The sequence below is a fragment of the Burkholderia sp. Ac-20353 genome, from assembly GCF_017104785.1.
Taxonomy (GTDB): domain Bacteria; phylum Pseudomonadota; class Gammaproteobacteria; order Burkholderiales; family Burkholderiaceae; genus Burkholderia.
In genome coordinates this window covers 113826-130486 of record NZ_JAAGPL010000011.1, presented here as the reverse complement: position 1 = coordinate 130486, position 16661 = coordinate 113826, and the positions used below count along the sequence as shown (strand labels likewise).

The following is a 16661-nucleotide window of genomic DNA, read 5'->3' as shown; positions in this document are numbered from 1 at the left end:
ACGCCCAGCGCGACGAACGGCAGCGCGCCGGCCGGCACCGCCGGCGCCAGCACGGTCGCGGCTACCACCGCGAGCGACGCGCCGCTGACGACGCCGGTCAGCGTCGGATCGGCAAGCGGATTGCGCGTGATCCCCTGCATCAGCGCGCCAGCCACCGCGAGACTTGCGCCGACCAGCAGCGCGGCGACGAAGCGCGGCAGCCGCAATGCATGGACGATCTGCGCGGCGGGCGAATCGCCGCCCGCCAGTGCGTCGAGCGCGGCAGCGGGGCTGAGCACGAGGTTGCCCGCGCACAGGCTCGCGAGCGCAACGACTCCCAGCCCGACGATCAACAGGCACATGATCGTGGCGACGCGTACCCGCGGCTCATCTGACGCGCCGGGCGGCGAGCGTCGCATGCAAAGCCTATCCGGTGACGGTTCACCGGACGCCCGCCATTGCGTCCCATCCCGCTCGCTCATGATTGCCCCGCGCTCGCCTGTTTCGCCAGCGTGCCCAGCCGGTACTCGAACTTGCGCAACAGCATCGTCGCCGTCGCGGCCAGCCCGATCGCGAGGCCGATCCAGATGCCGTAGATCCCGTAGCCGAGCATCACGCCCGCCGCCCACGCGACCGGCAAGCCGATCATCCAGTAGCCGACGATCGAGATCCGGAACGAACTCTTCACGTCGCCGAGCCCGCGCAAGATGCCGACGCCGATGTTCTGGCTGCAATCGAAAATCTGCAGCAGCGCGGCGATCGTCAGCAGGCCGGTCGCAAGCCGCAGCACGTCCGCGTTTGCCGCCGCGCCATGGTCGAGGAACGGCGCGAGTACGTGAGTCGGTGCGACCAGATACGGCAGCGCGACGATCAGCATTGCAGCAACGCCCAGCGCGAGGCCCGTATAGCCGAGCCGACGCGCGCTACGATAGTCGTGCTCCGCACACGCATGGCTGATACTGATCGAAGACGCGTGCGACAGGCCGACGGAGATCATGAACACGATGTAGATCACCTGGTTGACGATCGTCTGCGCGGCGAGCGCATCGGTGCCGAGCGTGCCGATCACGAGCGTGAGCACGGTGAAGAACGCCGCTTCGGACCCGTAAGTCGCCGCGATCGGCAAGCCCATCTTCCAGGTACGTGCGAGCGCGTCCCCATCCGCTCGCCATGCGGCGAGCGACAGGTGTTCGGACAGCTCCGCCCGGCGCTTCGCGATCGCGAGAAATGCGACGAACGACAGCAGGTACACCCCGCTCGTCGCACACGCAACGCCGGTCAAACCAAGCTCGGGGAAGCCGAAGCGGCCGAACATCAGCGCGTAGTCGAGCGCCGCGTTGACGACGATCGACACGGCCGTGATCGCAAGCAGCGGTCCTGGCTTGCGCAGCCCGACCGTATATTGCCGCAGCGACTGAAACCAGAGGCACGGCAGCATGCCGGGCGCGGCAGCCGCAAGATAGAACGCGGCCTGCCGCGCGACGGCAGGGTCCTGGCCGAGCCAGACGAGCGGCTTCTCGACGAACAGCATCAGCAGCGCGAACGCGAGCGCTGCGAGCGTCGACAATGCAAAGCTCGCTCGCACGAGACGCATGATCTGCGCATGGTCTTTCTGCCCGTTCGCGAACGCGACGAGGTTGCCGGTGCCCGTCACGAGCCCCGTCCCCATCGTCCGCAACTGGTTGAAGATCGTCAGCGCGAGGCCGCCTGCGGCGATCTCGCGCGGACCGAGCATGCCCATCATCACGATATCGGTGGTGGTCAGCGCGACCTGCGCGAGCTGCGTGAGGATGAGCGGCCCGGCCAGCGCGCCGATATGCGTGGCGTCGAGCCAGAACTGTCGATGAAGCTTCATGCCGCGTTGTCAAAGATGGGATCGAGTTCGCGGGCGATGGTGTCGTCGAGCAGATCACGCTCGCGCATCCAGTCGTCGTTGAATACCGTGTCGAGATATTTTTCGCCACCGTCGCAGACCAGCACGACGAGCGTCGAATCGGGCGGCAGCGCATCGAACATCTTCAGCGCATGCCAGATCACGCCGCCCGCCGAGCCACCGACGAGCAGTGACTTCTTGCGCGCGAGGTAGCGTGCGGTGTTGAACGCGGCCGCATCCGTCACCTTGACGCCTTCGTCGAGCAGCGCATGGTCGACCAGCGCGCCGATTTCCGCGCCGGGCGGCGTACCGGTGCCCGACTGGTAGTACGGGCCGCCTTCGCCGCCGAAAGCGATCGAGCCGACCGGCTCGACACCCACCACCCGCGGCACCGGACCCGTCGCGCGAAGCTCGCGCGCGGTGCCGAACAGCGAACCACCGGTGCCGACCGAGCCGACCAGGTAGTCGATCCGCTCGCCGAGCGTGTCGCGCAATTCGAGAGCAAGCCCGCGATAGCCGTTGCCGTTAGCCGGATTGTTGTGCTGCTCGGTCCAGATGCTGTCCGGATCGTCGGCCGCCATTCGCTCGGCAAGCGCCTCGCGGTCTGCCGTCGCCAGCGCATCGCCTTCGCTTACGTAGACGAGCTCGGCGCCGAACGCCTGCATCGCGCGCAGCTTGTCTTTCGACGCGTGGCAGTCGACCACCGCGGTGAACCGGTAGCCACGCTCGGCGGACAGCAGCGCGAGGCCCATGCCGGTATTGCCGGACGTCGATTCGATCACGCGCCCGGCCGGCCGAAGGCTGCCGTCCTGCTCGGCTTCGTCGAGCATCTGCCGTGCCATCCGGATCTTGGCGCTGCCGGTCGGATTCGTCGATTCGAGCTTGAGCAGGATGCGTGCGCCGTTGGCGCCGCGAATCAGCTCGAACAAGGGCGTGCGCCCAATGAGATCCGATACTTTCGACACGATCGCCGGCACGGTGATCGTCGGTTGTTCACCCAGGAAACGCATATTCATCGTCAGGCTCCGGAAAACGGGGAAAGGCGATCGACGCGCCAACGCGGACGCGCACCATCGAGGGTTACGACAAGCTTCGGGGGCAGCGGCAATTCATGGAACGGCGATTCGTTCGAATCCATCTGGTAGCCGGCCGTGTTCGGGTACAGCAGCAGATCGCCGGGTTCGGGGCGCTGCGCGAACGCGACCTTGCGCCAGGTGATCATGTCCGAGTCGAGGCAGCTCGCACCGCCGACGCAGGCACGGTAAGGTCCGGATGCTCGGGGCGGCTGTTCAGGTTCGCGTGCGGCCGTCAGCAGCTCGGGATCGGGCAGGAATTCGCTGGCGAACCATTGTTCGGAGACACTGAAGCTCGTGCCGTTCACGGTCGCGATGCCGTAGTCGCCGCGATCCTTCACACCCTGCACGGCAAACACCGTGAATCCCGCCTGATCGAGCAGCGCACGGCCCGGCTCGAGCATGATTTGCAGCCCGTGCTCATTCAACAGATCGCCAAGCGGCTTCGATTCGCGGTCCGGGACGCCGGTCAGAATGGCGTCGAGCATCTGCGCGCCGCTGCACGCCGAGTGATACGGATAGAAGCCTTCGAACACCTTTTTCGCGTGATAGTCGTCCGGGCCGTGTGCCGCCTGGAACGCACGCCAGTCGTCCGAACTCGCGTACGACATCGCGAAGCCGCCGCCGATATTGATCGTGTGCGGCGCGAGATCGAGCGCACGCGCCGCCACGCACGCGCGCACCGCGATCCCTGCCTGATTGCAGCGCGCCTGCGCGCTGTAGCCGGACAAGTGAAACGAAAAACCTTCGAACACCAATGCCGACCGGTTCGATGCACACATCGACAGCGCCGAGTCGAGCGCGGCAGCACTCAGGCCAAACCGGCTTCCGGTCTGCGCGGCCGGCGCCATACGCAGCAGCACACGCGCGATGCGCCCGGATTGCTGCGCAATCGCGATCAGACGACTGAGTTCGTCGGGACTGTCGATGGCGATCAGCGCATCGTGCAGCACCGCGAGCCGGAGCAGGTCGCCCGCCTTCGCGGGACCGGACACGCCGATATCGGCGCCACGGACGCCTGCGGCCAGTGCGTCTGCGAACTCGCCCAGGCTCGCGACATCGACACCGATCCCGCACTCGGCAGCGGCACGCACGAAGCAGCGCGCCTTGTTCGCCTTCTTCGCGTAGTACACGCGGCCCGGTACTTGACGCGCTTCAAGCACGCGTTGAAACGCCGCGACATTGCGCGCGAATCGCTCCGGAAACAGCAGATGAACTGGTGCATCGAAACCGTTCGCAAGTTCGTGGATCATCGCTTCACGCTGATCCACGAAATCGCGCAATGCCGGATCCCACAACGCGGGCAGACGCGGAACATCGCTCACCATAGCTCGACCTCCGTGCCGAGCCCCTTCGCACGCGCCGCCTCGGCCAGCACGCGGCCGAGCGCAATGTCGGTCACGATCATCCCGCTGTTGAACGCGTACACGATCTCGTCGTCGGCACGGCGTGCCGGCTTGCGGCCGAGCAGGATGTCCGGCAGCTCCGCATCGACAGGCGGCAGCTTGCCCGTCTCGTCGACGAGATCCGCCCCGGTCACCTGCATCTGCGCTTCGCTCGTCGCGATCCGGTAGTCGGCGCGATGGAGCGCGTCGGGATGAATGCCGTAGCCGACCAGCAGCGCGAGCGCGCCGGGCTTCAGCGCTGCGTGATGCACTGACTCCGGCGCACCCGCGCCGGCCACGCCGAGCACGATGTCCGCTTGTCTTGCAGACGCGTCGAGGTCCGTCGACACCTCGATGTCACGGTCCGGGTGAAAGCGCTTCAGCGTGTTGCGAACCGCGTCGATGCCTTCGTGGTAGTGGCCGTGCACGATCACACGCTCGATGTCCGGCAGCGCAGTCAACAGGAACGGCGCAGCCATCCGGCCTTGCGTGCCGGTGCCGACCACGAGCGCCGTTCGCGCGTGCGGCGCAGCTGCGCGCGCAATCAGCGCCGAGACGGCCGGCGTGCGCAGCGAACCGACAAGGCTGCCGTCCATCATCGCGACCGGCAGGCCGGTCTCGTCGTCGAACAGCAGCAGCGTTGTGTAGTACTTCTGCAGCTCGCGGCTGTGATCGGGGTCGTGCTTGTACGAGGTCTTGAAGCCGACCGTCCGGCGTCCACCGTCGCGGCCGAGCATCGAGTACGCAACCGAATGCTTGTCCGCCGGCTGGCTCATCAGCTTGCGCGGGTTGTCGGATTCTCCGGTACCAAGACCGAGATACGCGCGCTCGACCGCGTCGAGCACCATCGCCGGGTCGTATTCGAGTTCGTCGATCACGCGCTTGCCAAGCACGAGCAATTGCGACGGCTGCGTCGCGAGCCGGGGGCGCACGTCTGTCTTGGTTTCGGCCGCGTCGGCCATATCGAATGTCATCGTATTCATCCGCGCCTCACAGGATTTCGCGCGTCGTCGGCGCCTGCCGGAACGGCAGCGTCTCGCGCAGGTTGACGTGAACGTTGACGCGCCGCAGCCAGCGCTGGCGCGGCCCGTAGTTCGGGTGATAGACGGTGCGCCCGTGCACCGCGCGCTTGTTGTCGACCCAGACCATGTCGCCCGGCTGCATGACGACGCTCGTCTGGTGGGCATAGCAGGCGTCGATCAGCCAGCGCAGCGCGCGCCCGGCCTCGCGATCACCGGGAAGCGCTGCCATGAACGCCTCGTCCACGCGCAGCCACGGCTTCGCACGCAGGCCGGACAGCGCCGGCACCGGCTCCGGGTTCTCGTGCATGCGGCGGATGTGTTCGAACACGTGATCGTCGAGCCGCCAATGCTCGCTGACGTTCTGCTCGGGCAGGTGCGACTTGTCCGGCAGGATCGTGAAGCGCGGCGCGCTCAGCACGCGCCACAGGTCGTCCGGGATCTCGATCTCGTCGATGCCGCAGAAGATCGTCTCGGCACGTTCGTCATTCCGGTAGCAGAGAATCGACAGGAAATCGGCGCGATGCTCGTGAAACGCCTCCTCGTTGTGCCACACCAGCGTCACGCTGCTGCCGCCACCAAGCTGCTCCGCATGGTCCTTCCGGATCGGCACGATGTGGCGCAGGAAACGGCCGTTCTCCTGCGTACGCCAGCCGAACATGTCGCCGAGCAGCGACGTCATCAGGCATTGCATCGTTTCTTCGAGCAGCGACGGCGGATTGCGCCAGGACGCATCCCAGTGCGACGGCGACGGGCCGATGCGCGCGTCGTCGACCGGCATCCCGCGCAGCAGCAGCACGCTGCATGGCAGCTCGAGTTGCCGATAGCGCTGCGCGAGCGCACGCAGCGAACGCGGCAGTTCCTGTGCAGCCAGCATGCAGTCGTGCGCGAACGACGTGCTTTCGACGCTGTCGTGATGCGCGATCAGTTCCTGCGCGACTTCCGTGAGGCCGGTGACCTCGTCGTCACGCAATTCGTAGATCGCGAGTGACTTCGAAACCGGCCGCAGACCGGATGGATCGATGCCTTCAGCAAGATTCATACGTTTCCCTCGTTTGAAAACGGGCTATGCCACACCGGCGGTGCGGCGGATGCCCTGCGGATAACCTGTTTTCGTGGGGGGACGGCCGGCGTGCTCTGTGGCACGTCCGGTGGCCGTCGTCTCTCGTTCTGTCGATGCTTTGCGTTACATGTCGACCTGCGCGGACAGGAAGAACGTGCGCGGCTGACCCGGCCAGACCGAGTTGTAGGTCGCCGCAGCCCAATAGCGCTTGTCGGTCAGGTTCTGCACGCCGGCGCGGAAGATCGTCGTGTGACCGCCGATGCGCGTCTGGTAGCGCGCGCCTGCATCGAAGCGCACGTAGCCCGGCAGCGATACGGTGTTCGCCGCATCGAGCGGCCGGCTGCCGACGTAGTAGATGCCCGCATCGACGTTCAGCCCGCGCACGGCCGCGATCCGGTAGTCGAGGAACGCGCTCGCCTGGAACGTCGGCACGTTCGCGGCGCGTTTGCCGTTCGTTGCCGGGTCGCCCGTATCGTCCTGCGCGGTATGCAGATAGGCAGCGCCCGCGACGATCGACAGGTCGCGCGTCACGCGGCCGTTCGCGGTCAGTTCCACGCCCGTATGGCGCTGCGTGCCGGCCTGCACGTAGTAGTTCGCCGCGTTCACGTACTGCAGCGTCTTCTCGATGCGGAACACGGCCGCATTGACCGTCAGGTCGCTGCCGATGTCGGCCTTCACGCCGGCTTCGTATTGCTTGCTCTTCACCGGCGCGAGGTTCTCGCCCGCATTGAGCGTGTTGTACGGCGCGACGCCGCCCTGCTCGAAGCCCTCCGAATAGCTGACGTAGGTCGACAGCGACGGCAGCGGCTTGAAGATCAGGCCGGCCGACGGCACGTTCACGCTCGTCTGATAGTGCGACTCGCTGCCCGACGGCGCATACGAATCGTCGCGGTAGCGCACGTGACGCAGGCCGAGCATCACGCTCCAGTGCGAGCCGATGTCGATCAGGTCGCTGATGAACACGCTCGGCTGGAAGTTCTTCGTGCGGGTCTTGCCCGGGAACGTGGTCGTCTGCGCCGGCGAATAGACCGGATTGAAGATGTTGCCGACCGTGATCGGCATCACGCCGAAACCGCCCTGCTGCGAATCGTAGTTGCGCGTCGACACGCCCGTCACAAGCTGGTGCGCGAGCGGTCCCGTATTGAACTTGCCGGTCACGAACGTGTTCGTCGACAGCACACGGAAGCTCTGGTCCGGCGACAGATAGATGTCGCCGCTCAGGATGTTGCCGTTCGCCGCGACCGAGTAGATGTCCGGAAACGCCGCGTCGCGGTTGTTGTACGACTGCGCGACCTGCGTCGTGAAGGTCCAGTTGTCGGTCAGCTTGAAATCGAACTGGCCGCCAATGTTGAACGTGTTGGTGCGGTACTGCAGCCACGGTTGCCCGAGCAGCGTGCGCGGATCGAACTGCGGCGGCAGCGAGCCATCAGGCTGCGTGCCGATCACGGGCTGCGCGGCGAGCCGTTTGTTCTGGTAGTCGAAGTTGAAACGCAGCAGCGCACGCGGCGAAATTGCCCAGTCGAGCGCGCCACTCACGAACGTGCGGCGCAGGTCGCCCGAATGGCCGAAGTTTCCGACTTTCTCGCCCGCGGCGTTGAAGCGATAGCCGAACTGGCCGTCGCCGATCGGGCCGCCGGTGTCGACCGCGCCGTAGTATCCATCGTAGCTGCGCACTTCGCTGGTGACGGTCGTGAAGCGGTCGCGGGTCGGGCGCTTGAGCACATAGTTGACCGTGCCACCCGGCGAGTTCACGCCGTACAGGAAGCCCGACGGGCCCTTCAGCACATCCACGCGCTCGACGTTCTCAAGCGGCTGGTCGTAGTAAGGCGCAACCGGCATGCCGTCGCGCCGCATCGTGTTGGTCCAGTCGACCGGAAAGCCGCGGATGCTGATGTTGTCCATTGCACCGCCCACCGCGGTGTTCTGCACCGACGGATCGTTCTTCAGCACGTCCATCAGCGTGCGGGCGCGCTGCGCCTCGATCAGCTCGCTCGAGTAGGACGCTACCGACATCGGCAGGTCCTTCGGATCCTTCGCGCCGAGTGCGCCGACGTTGACGTCAGGTACCGCATACAGCGACGGGCGACTACCCTTGACAGAAATCGCATCGAGCGTCCCTGCGGCGGCAGTCGCCGAATCCTGCGGCGCAACACCTGATGCGGCCTTGTCCTGCGCGGTCTCCATACCGTTGCTCGCGGCCTCTTGCGCGTGGACATTCCATGACGCGAACGCCAGCGCGCACGCGAGAATCAACTTGTCCTGCCGACGCGCCGGCACTCGCCGTGCGACGCGCGGCGCCCCCTCCAAACCTTCTGCACTCCTGATCGACCGCATCGTTCTGCTTCCGTTCTGTCTTATTGTGAAAATCGGTCACCGCGAACTGGGCAATGACAATTCCGCTGAACCCGAGGTATTGCGTGTTCGATGTATCCGGGCAACATCGGAGCGACTGCGCGGCACGCCGAGTCACCTCCTCCGCCCCACGATCCGTCGCTCCAGTGGCCTGCGACCGGAGCAAACCCGGACCGCCCGAAGATCGAAATGAGAATTATTCCTTTTTAAGATAAAAAGTCAACAACAATGTTGGCTCTCAGAAAAGGTGTCTTTGGCACCCTAGACAAATCAAGGATTTGGACATCTTTTTTGAGACGAGTGCCCGCTGCTCGTCTCAGAAAAAGTGTCCTTGGGTACGAAGATTCTCAGAAAAGTCGTCTTTGGAAGATTGCCTGCCTCCGTCGGTGTATCTCGTGCATAACTTGGCGAAAGACACCGTCGCAGAAGGGTATGCTCGTCGCCAGGTACCATCTCGCGACGTTACAGCGATCAGCCTTCAAACGATGTGCGGGTTCGATGGACTCGGCAGGAATCGTCGTCTCGATTACCGTATCGTGGCTATGCCCTATGCGGTAAGCCGTTGCAACCTCGCGCCACGATACGACTCCGTTTATGTCGACACCATCGAACAGAACTGCTGCAAAACGACCTTCAGCATCGCCTGGAACAGGACGCGAAGGTGGTCACTGTCTCGACCAGAGACGAATTCATTGTCGCGACTCCGCCGTGGGGCGAAAGCGATCACGGTACGCGCCAGGACTGAGGCCGACCTTATCCTTAAATAGCCGGCAGAATGAGCTCGTGTCGTTGTATCCCACCTGGACCGTAATCCTCTCGAGGCTGAGATCTCCGGCCTCCAGCAAACTGCGTGCAGCCTCGATGCGTAGGCTTTGCAAATACCGCAACGGCGGCTGGTTCAGTGCTGCCTGAAATCGGCGGATGATCGTGCGCTCGCTCACGCCAAGGTCATGCGCCATCACTGACATCTTCACGTCCTTCGCCATGTTCTTCTGCAGCCAGTGCTGAGCACGGTGAACCAGCGAGTCGGCGTGAGCTTTGTCCGTCAGCAACGGGAGATACGGTAATTGCTTCGTCTGGCTGACATCGATCAGCATCGTTTTGGCGCACTGCGAAGCGACGATCGCCCCGGAAAAACGCTCGACGATATGGATTGTCTGCAGCAGGTAGGACGCTGAAGCTCCGGCACAAATCAGGCGGTCTGCTTCAGTAACAACGGGTTCAAGCTGAAGGTCGACGCGAGGAAACCGACTGCGAAATTGGTCTGCCAGCCACCAGGTGGTCGTCGCAGGCCGTCCGTCCAAGAGGCCGGTTTTGGCCAGGACGAAGGTGCCGGTGCAGTTTGCCGCAAGGTAGGCCCCTGAGTCCCATTGCGAAACAAGCCAGTCGTATGCAGCAGACTGTCGTGCCAACAACTGGTCAAAGGCCTTGCCGCTCGCGTAGTGCGCACTGGGAACAAAAACCAGATCGAACTTCTCCCGCGGTCGAATCGGTTCCGTGTTCAGTTGCAGACCGTTGCTCGCCGTAATGGGTTTCCCCGTCGGGGAAACGAACCGCCACTCGAACCGCGCATTTCCATCGCCCATCTGTCGCCGCAAGTGCGAGTTCGCCACCTGAAGGATGTCAGCGAATCCTCCCAAGCTGGAAGCGTAGCAATCGTCATACGCAAGGATGGCAGCGCGAGGCATGCTGTGTCGTATATCGCATTGAATATGTCAGTTTAGCCAATGTACAGCAATTCGGGCCACGGGGAAACTCGCCTTGTCCACCTGGCGCCAGCGCAGCGTGGCGAACCAGATTTTCAATGCAGCCAGCAGAGCAGGGGATCGCACCAGCAGTATTCAGCCGTGCGATGACGCGTGTCGTGGTCGCGACGCGCTCCCCGCATGCCAAGGCGCTTTCGTATCAACTTAAACCGCAAACATCATGAAAACCAAGATCACCGAACTCTTCGGCATCGAATATCCGATCATCCAAGGGGGCATGCATCATGTCGGGCTCGCCGAGCTTGCGGCGGCCGTCTCCAACGCAGGTGGCCTCGGCATCATCACCGGCCTCACCCAGCGAACACCGGCAGATCTGGCTGCCGAAATCCGGCGCTGCCGCGAGATGACCGAGAAGCCGTTCGGTGTGAACTTGACCTTCCTTCCAACCGTCAGTTCTCCAGATTATCCCGGCTATATTCGGGCCGTCGTCGAAGGCGGGGTCAAGGTTGTGGAAACTGCCGGCAACAACCCTCAGCAATACCTGACAGCGCTCAAGGAGGCCGGTGTCAAGGTGATCCATAAGTGCACCTCGATTCGTCATGCGCTAAAGGCCGAGTCCATTGGTTGCGATGCGGTCAGCGTGGATGGATTTGAATGCGGCGGTCATCCAGGCGAGGACGACATTCCCAACTTCATTCTGCTGCCACGCGCTGCCGATGAGCTCGAGATTCCGTTCGTGGCCTCCGGCGGCATGGCGGATGGCCGGTCACTGGCTGCCGCACTCTCGCTCGGCGCGGATGGCATCAATATGGGTACGCGCTTTATCGCCACCCGTGAGGCGCCGGTGCACGAGAACGTGAAACGGGCGCTGGTCTCGGCCACCGAACTGGACACACGTCTGGTCATGCGCCCGCTGCGCAATACCGAGCGCGTGCTGCGCAATGCCGCGGTTGACCGCATCCTCGAAAAAGAGAGTACGCTCGGCGCCAGCATCAGGTTCGAAGATATCGCCGAGGAGGTCGCCGGCGTGTATCCGCGAATCATGAAAGAAGGCGCCCTTGACACGGGCGCATGGTCATGCGGTCTGGTCGTCGGCTTGATCCGCGACATCCCGACTGTGAAGGAACTCATCGAGCGCATCGTGAGCGAGGCCACCGAGATCATCCGCGGTCGCCTGTCACGCATTGCGGCTTGATTGGCGAGACGACAGATGACCGCGAAGTCGAGAAACGCGCACCGCTCAAGCCGGTTTAGAGACTCGTCGTGCCAAACGGGCACCCGGGGAACAGAGCAGTGGGTTCCTCGACCAAGGTTGCCGACCCGGTGTTAGCGGGCCCATAGGGTCGTTTGAAACCGTTTCTTAAGCGCCTGTAACGAAGAGAGCTATCGTGCAGGCGAAACCACCGGTCCATACCAGGGTGCGCAAGGTCGCCCAATCGGCAAGATAAAAAACAAAATAAGCCAGACGCAACCCGATGAACGCGATGGCAAGCTGATCAATCCGCATCTGTGGTGCGTGAAGATACTGCGCTGTCAACACAGCCGCGGCAAACATGGGAAATGCCTCCAGCGAATTCAGTTGGAACCAGTGGGCTCGCTTTGCCCATCCATCGAGCCCCGCCAGCCATTCACGGACATGATGGTTGGCACGTATGGGCATGCGGCTGCCCAGTTTTGCAGTAATCGAGCCTGCAAGCGGCATTAGCGCGGCAATCATTACGCACCACAATGCGTTCGTCATCGTTGTCGATCTCCTTTCAATTGAATATGCGAAACCGCGGCCGGATTCGGGCGCAGGCGGTCTCGCCGGTTGAGGAACTGACGGTTCAACGCCAGATCTTTTTCGCTTCGGCCAGCATGAGTTTCATGAGCAGTGAACGGGACACGCGGCGCATGTTGTAAACGAGGCGGGCGATGGGCCCGACCAGAACCAGCCCCCTGCCGTACAGCACCGCATCGACGATAGCTTCGGCGACGAGCCGGGGATGCGCGCCTTTGGTTCTGTAAAGTTCCCCGAGACGCTCCAACTGATGGCGTGTCACGCTCTTCCCGACGCGCGAGGAACCGGGCTTGGCGATCGGGGTGTTGATGATGCCCGGACACACCACCGAAACGCCGATGTCCGAATCCGCAAGCTCCATCGCCAGACTGTCGGTCAAACCCAGGACTGCGTGTTTCGACGCCACGTAAGCCGACATCAGATAAGCCGGTGCCAGGCCCGCCGCCGAGGCGACATTAACGATATGCCTCGTACCGCCCGCTTCGAGCATGGACGGCAGGAATAAGCGGCAACCCAGGACCACACCCATGACGTTGATATCGAACATCTGTCGCCAGGCCTCCTGCGGCGTCTCGAGAAACGCGCCAAGAAAAGCGATGCCCGCATTGTTGACGAGCACATCGGGCACGCCTGCCATCTCCCGCACCGCCTGAGCCATGGCCGCCATGGCCCCGGCATCGGCAACGTCGACCGTCCACGTCAGACATTGCACGCCGCATCCGCGTACTGATTGCGCAGCGGTCTCGAGCGCCTGGGCGTCGATATCGACGAGCACGAGATTCGCACCACGGCGAGCGAATGCAAGGGCTGTTTCATATCCGATGCCCGAAGACGCGCCCGTCACGAGTACTCGCTTGCCTGCGAGGGACATCATTGCCATCTCCCTGCTCCTTTCCGGGTCCGCGAGTTCATGCCAGGACGAGCAGCTCGTCGGCCTGGTGCAAAAAGACCTGCGTAGCGGATTCGGACGACGGGCGCCACCACCCTCGTTGCTCGCCCTGTCGACAATGCGGCGTGTCATTGTCGAGCCACCACGCATTGTTGTCTGCGATCACCAGGATTTCTTCCCACTTCGTGCCGAGGCTCTGATCGGGCAGCGAAATATGGGGTTCGATAGCCCACAAGCCTTCGAACGGCCGGTGATCGGACTCGCGCAGATCGTTCCACAAGGGCGAATGCACGAGGCGAGGGGCAAGCTTGGAGCCCCATTGTCTGCTCATCAGGGAAAGATAGGTCGGCAGGCCGAAACCCAGCCACCGAACCTTGTTCAAGGGATTGCGCATATGGCGTCCGACACGGTGGCCCAGCACGCGATGCGGGTAACGCTTGTGCTGATTGACGTACCCGGCGCGCTTGATCAGGGCATCCACCTCACGGTAGACGGTGCGGAAGGTTGCACCCGCGCGGACACCTTCGAGAATGCAGTCTCGAGCGCTCAGCAGCGTGCGCGTCATGTCGTCAAGCACGTCCTGCATTCCCGGATTCCGACCGTGCACAAAGCAATAGCCGATATCGGCGGAATAACCGTCGACGATCGGAGCGATGTCCAGAATGCCCGGCATGCCCTCCTCGATCTGGCGATCCGAAGGCAAAAATTTATGATCCGCCCAGAACCCCTTGAACGCCGCACGATCGCCGAACCATGCGAACGGATCGTGAAACAGATCGTCGACACCGTGTTCCTTCAACCAGTTTTTCATGATCGCGCAGGCGTGCCGCTCGGTCATGCCGGTACGCAGGCTGGCTGCCGTGAATTCGACGCAGTCATAGGCCAGTCTCTGCACATGACGGTACCGCTTGAGATCCGCGACGCAGATGGTTGAATACTGAATGGCTTTTTTCTGGAATGGCATAGTAGACCTCTGAAAAATTGACCGACCCGCGTTAATGCGCGCAGGCATGCTGCTTCAACAGGTATTCACTGAATTGCTCGCGCAACTTGTGCTTGAGGATCTTTCCCGTGGCGCCGAGCGGGACGCTTTCGATAAAAACGACGGCATCGGGCCTGGACCATCTGGCGATCTTTCCGTCGAAGAACGAGAGCATCCCGGCTTCCGTCAACGCGTCGCCGTTCTTTCTCACGATCAGCAGCAGCGGGCGCTCGTCCCATTTGGGATGGCGCGCGGCGATACAGACTGCGGTCGCCACATCCGGATGACGGCTCGCCACGTTTTCGATCTCGACGGAACTGATCCATTCGCCGCCGGACTTGATGACATCCTTGGCCCGATCGGTGATCTGCATGAAACCGTCGCTGTCGATCTTCGCGATATCGCCGGTCGGGAACCAGCCGTCGATATGGGGGCGGCTATCGGTTCCGCGAAAATACGCATCGACGGTCCACAGCCCCCGCACCATCAGCTCGCCAGTCGAGTGGCCGTCCCACGGCAGTTCGTCACCGTCGTCTCCGACGATCTTCATGTCGACCCCGAAGACCGCGCGCCCCTGCTTCGACTTCACGGCAACCTGGACTTCCGGCCCCGCCGAAACATGGCGCGGCTTGAGCGTCGCGATGGTGCCGAGCGGACTGAGTTCCGTCATGCCCCAGGCGTGGAGCACCTCGACGCGGTGCACTTGCTCGAATTCCGCAATCACGGCAGGCGAACACGCAGCGCCGCCGATCACGGTGCGTCTCATCGACGAGAATTCGAGCCGCTCCGCGTTCACATGGGCCAGCAGCCCCTGCCAGACGGTCGGCACGCCGGCAGACAGCGTGACGCCTTCGGCTTCGATCAGCTCGTACAGCTCCCGGCCCTTGAGCGAGGCCCCCGGAAATACCAGCTTCGCCCCCACCATGCACGCGACATACGGCAAGCCCCAGGCGTTCACATGAAACATCGGCACGACGGGCAGGATCGTGTCCCGCGCCGAGCAGTTGAGCGCATCCGGCAAGGCCACCGCGAAGGTGTGCAGCAGCGTGGACCGATGGCTGTACAGCACCCCTTTGGGATGGCCGGTCGTGCCCGACGTGTAGCACAGCGAAGCCGCCTCGTTTTCGTCGAGGCGAGGCCATTCGAAGCGGTCGCCGTGTGCCTCGATCAGGTCTTCGTAGCACAGCACGCCAGCCAGCAGCGGCAGCATCGACGACATCCGTTCGCGGTCGGTCATGGCCACGAAGATCCTGCCGCTGCCGATGCGGGCAGCCAGCTCCCTGACGATGGGCAGCATGTCGAGATCAAAGAAGATCACGCGGTCATCGGCATGCTCGACCATGTACACGATCTGATCGAGATGCAGGCGCGGATTCAGCGTATGCAGCACGGCGCCGGACCCCGACACGGCGTAATAGAGCTCCATGTGACGATAGCCGTTCCACGCCAGCGTACCGACGCGATCGCCGGGACATATGCCCAGCGTGACCAGCGCATTCGCCATCCGTCTTGCACGACGTGCGAGATCGGCGAAACGATATCGATGGATATCGCCTTCGATACGCTTCGAAACGATCTCCTGTTCACCGTGATGGCGTTCGGCGTGCACAAGCAGCGACGAAACGATCAACGGTTGTTGCATCATCAAACCTTCCATGGGCTCTTCCGGTTGGCTAATCAGGCTGTCGCGCGCATCTGGCGCAACAGCGAAACTGGTGGCGCCGAAACCTCGTTCCGGCGGGTCGGATCATTGCAATCAGAATCGATAGCCCAGCGAGGCAAACGTCACGATCGGATTGAGCTTCAGCTTGGTCGTACTGGAGACGACCCCGGCCGGCGCCCGCGTCGTCAGCGTGGCTCGCGTCGACAGCCAGACATACGATGCGGAAAGGCCAACAGACCAGTGCTTGTCCAGGTTGTATGCAAGGCCGGCGTTGATGATGGGCGCAAACGAATTGCTCAACGACGCGGACGTCGGTCCTTCCAGACTCGTGCCGAAGCTCGGTGATGCAAGCAATTGCCCCGTGGCGACACGGTCGTTCAGCTTGATGCTCTTGAACGACACGTAACCGACGCCCGCGCCCACGTAGGGGCGCAAGCGCGCGGTCGGCTCCCCGAAGTGGTATTGCGCCAGGATCACAGGACTCCAGACGCGCGCGCTGCCCAGCTCTCCGAGCGAGGAAAGCGAACCCGTTCCGCTCAGCGTCAGCTTGGGCGGCACACCCAACAGCGTCTCGACGGCAACGTGATCCGTGACAAAGTAGGTCGCCGTGAACGCAAACGTATCGGCATTGGATACCGTCGCGCCGCTTCCCGGAACCGTGGTCGAACTGCCCAGCGCGCTCACGCTCAAGAGCTGACTCGAATCCTGCGGCGCGAAATGCATCCAGCCTGCGTTGAACACCCACTGCCCGGCCGACTGGGCGTGAGCCGTCGCAATTCCCGCAAGCGAAAAAAGAACCGCCAAGCTGATGTGCTTCATATCGTCTCCTGTATTTTTCGTTTTTCACATGCGTGGCGCTTCATGTGGCGCCACGCTATGCTTGTTGCTGCAGTCCCT

Annotated in this window: 14 protein-coding genes; 1 reads left to right on the top strand and 13 read right to left on the bottom strand. The window is 63.1% G+C overall.

The features are described from left to right. The 8 genes from G3N94_RS05645 to G3N94_RS05610 all read right to left on the bottom strand — a co-directional run. Positions 1-398 (bottom strand): iron chelate uptake ABC transporter family permease subunit (locus G3N94_RS05645; RefSeq protein WP_277398508.1); only part of this gene is annotated, 398 nt, incomplete at its 3' end. 59 nt (positions 399-457) lie between these two features. After that, the gene (locus G3N94_RS05640; RefSeq protein WP_205791110.1) at positions 458-1834 is read right to left on the bottom strand and encodes an MATE family efflux transporter; all 1377 of its coding nucleotides are present in this window, start codon (positions 1832-1834) and stop codon (positions 458-460) included. Then, positions 1831-2868: a cysteine synthase family protein gene (locus G3N94_RS05635; protein WP_241021613.1), complete on the bottom strand. Its 1038-nt coding sequence runs from the start codon at positions 2866-2868 to the stop codon at positions 1831-1833. Before G3N94_RS05635 ends, G3N94_RS05640 begins: the two co-directional genes overlap by 4 nt. Positions 2869-2870: 2 nt before the next feature. Continuing rightward, positions 2871-4253: an alanine racemase gene (locus G3N94_RS05630; RefSeq protein WP_241021612.1), complete on the bottom strand. Its 1383-nt coding sequence runs from the start codon at positions 4251-4253 to the stop codon at positions 2871-2873. After that, entirely contained in the window at positions 4247-5284 is a 1038-nt protein-coding gene (locus G3N94_RS05625) for an ornithine cyclodeaminase family protein (protein ID WP_241021611.1), read from the bottom strand. The genes G3N94_RS05630 and G3N94_RS05625 overlap by 7 nt, the downstream gene beginning before the upstream one ends. A 16-nt stretch (positions 5285-5300) precedes the next feature. After that, on the bottom strand, positions 5301-6371 hold the full coding sequence (locus G3N94_RS05620) for a TauD/TfdA family dioxygenase (protein ID WP_205791108.1): 1071 nt from the start codon (positions 6369-6371) through the stop codon (positions 5301-5303). Positions 6372-6515: 144 nt separating this feature from the next. Next, positions 6516-8576 carry a TonB-dependent siderophore receptor gene (locus G3N94_RS05615; RefSeq protein ID WP_241021610.1) on the bottom strand — a complete coding sequence of 687 codons (2061 nt, stop codon included), beginning with the start codon at positions 8574-8576 and terminating at the stop codon, positions 6516-6518. Positions 8577-9433: 857 nt separating this feature from the next. Next, positions 9434-10432, bottom strand: coding sequence for a helix-turn-helix domain-containing protein (locus tag G3N94_RS05610; RefSeq protein WP_205791106.1), 999 nt, complete (start codon positions 10430-10432; stop codon positions 9434-9436). A 238-nt stretch (positions 10433-10670) separates the two neighbouring features. Between G3N94_RS05610 and G3N94_RS05605 the strand changes: the two genes are divergently transcribed. Then, positions 10671-11645, top strand: coding sequence for a nitronate monooxygenase family protein (locus G3N94_RS05605; RefSeq protein ID WP_205791105.1), 975 nt, complete (start codon positions 10671-10673; stop codon positions 11643-11645). Between the two features lie 165 nt (positions 11646-11810). Here the strand turns inward: G3N94_RS05605 and G3N94_RS05600 are convergent, their stop codons facing one another. The 5 genes from G3N94_RS05600 to G3N94_RS05580 all read right to left on the bottom strand — a co-directional run bounded on the left by G3N94_RS05600 (position 11811) and on the right by G3N94_RS05580 (position 16583). Then, entirely contained in the window at positions 11811-12191 is a 381-nt protein-coding gene (locus G3N94_RS05600) for an MAPEG family protein (protein WP_205791104.1), read from the bottom strand. An 85-nt stretch (positions 12192-12276) separates the two neighbouring features. Continuing rightward, entirely contained in the window at positions 12277-13110 is an 834-nt protein-coding gene (locus tag G3N94_RS05595; protein ID WP_205791103.1) for an SDR family NAD(P)-dependent oxidoreductase, read from the bottom strand. A gap of 28 nt (positions 13111-13138) precedes the next feature. Beyond that, positions 13139-14083, bottom strand: a complete 945-nt coding sequence (locus G3N94_RS05590; protein WP_205791102.1) for a M24 family metallopeptidase — start codon at positions 14081-14083, stop codon at positions 13139-13141. 31 nt (positions 14084-14114) lie between these two features. Continuing rightward, positions 14115-15758, bottom strand: coding sequence for a 3-(methylthio)propionyl-CoA ligase (locus G3N94_RS05585; RefSeq protein WP_205791101.1), 1644 nt, complete (start codon positions 15756-15758; stop codon positions 14115-14117). Positions 15759-15857: 99 nt separating this feature from the next. Next, positions 15858-16583 carry an OmpW family outer membrane protein gene (locus G3N94_RS05580; protein WP_205791100.1) on the bottom strand — a complete coding sequence of 242 codons (726 nt, stop codon included), beginning with the start codon at positions 16581-16583 and terminating at the stop codon, positions 15858-15860. Between the last annotated feature and the right edge of the window lie 78 nt (positions 16584-16661).

Excerpts from the sequence above, each read along its gene's own strand:
- G3N94_RS05595 (WP_205791103.1), bottom strand. The coding sequence starts at position 13,110 with ATGGCAATGATGTCCCTCGCAGGCAAGCGAGTACTCGTGACGGGCGCG.
- G3N94_RS05625 (WP_241021611.1), bottom strand. The coding sequence starts at position 5,284 with ATGACATTCGATATGGCCGACGCGGCCGAAACCAAGACAGACGTGCGC.
- G3N94_RS05580 (WP_205791100.1), bottom strand. The coding sequence starts at position 16,583 with ATGAAGCACATCAGCTTGGCGGTTCTTTTTTCGCTTGCGGGAATTGCG.
- G3N94_RS05610 (WP_205791106.1), bottom strand. The coding sequence starts at position 10,432 with ATGCCTCGCGCTGCCATCCTTGCGTATGACGATTGCTACGCTTCCAGC.
- G3N94_RS05640 (WP_205791110.1), bottom strand. The coding sequence starts at position 1,834 with ATGAAGCTTCATCGACAGTTCTGGCTCGACGCCACGCATATCGGCGCG.
- G3N94_RS05605 (WP_205791105.1), top strand. The coding sequence starts at position 10,671 with ATGAAAACCAAGATCACCGAACTCTTCGGCATCGAATATCCGATCATC.
- G3N94_RS05585 (WP_205791101.1), bottom strand. The coding sequence starts at position 15,758 with ATGGAAGGTTTGATGATGCAACAACCGTTGATCGTTTCGTCGCTGCTT.
- G3N94_RS05600 (WP_205791104.1), bottom strand. The coding sequence starts at position 12,191 with ATGACGAACGCATTGTGGTGCGTAATGATTGCCGCGCTAATGCCGCTT.
- G3N94_RS05635 (WP_241021613.1), bottom strand. The coding sequence starts at position 2,868 with ATGAATATGCGTTTCCTGGGTGAACAACCGACGATCACCGTGCCGGCG.
- G3N94_RS05590 (WP_205791102.1), bottom strand. The coding sequence starts at position 14,083 with ATGCCATTCCAGAAAAAAGCCATTCAGTATTCAACCATCTGCGTCGCG.
- G3N94_RS05620 (WP_205791108.1), bottom strand. The coding sequence starts at position 6,371 with ATGAATCTTGCTGAAGGCATCGATCCATCCGGTCTGCGGCCGGTTTCG.
- G3N94_RS05630 (WP_241021612.1), bottom strand. The coding sequence starts at position 4,253 with ATGGTGAGCGATGTTCCGCGTCTGCCCGCGTTGTGGGATCCGGCATTG.
- G3N94_RS05615 (WP_241021610.1), bottom strand. The coding sequence starts at position 8,576 with ATGGAGACCGCGCAGGACAAGGCCGCATCAGGTGTTGCGCCGCAGGAT.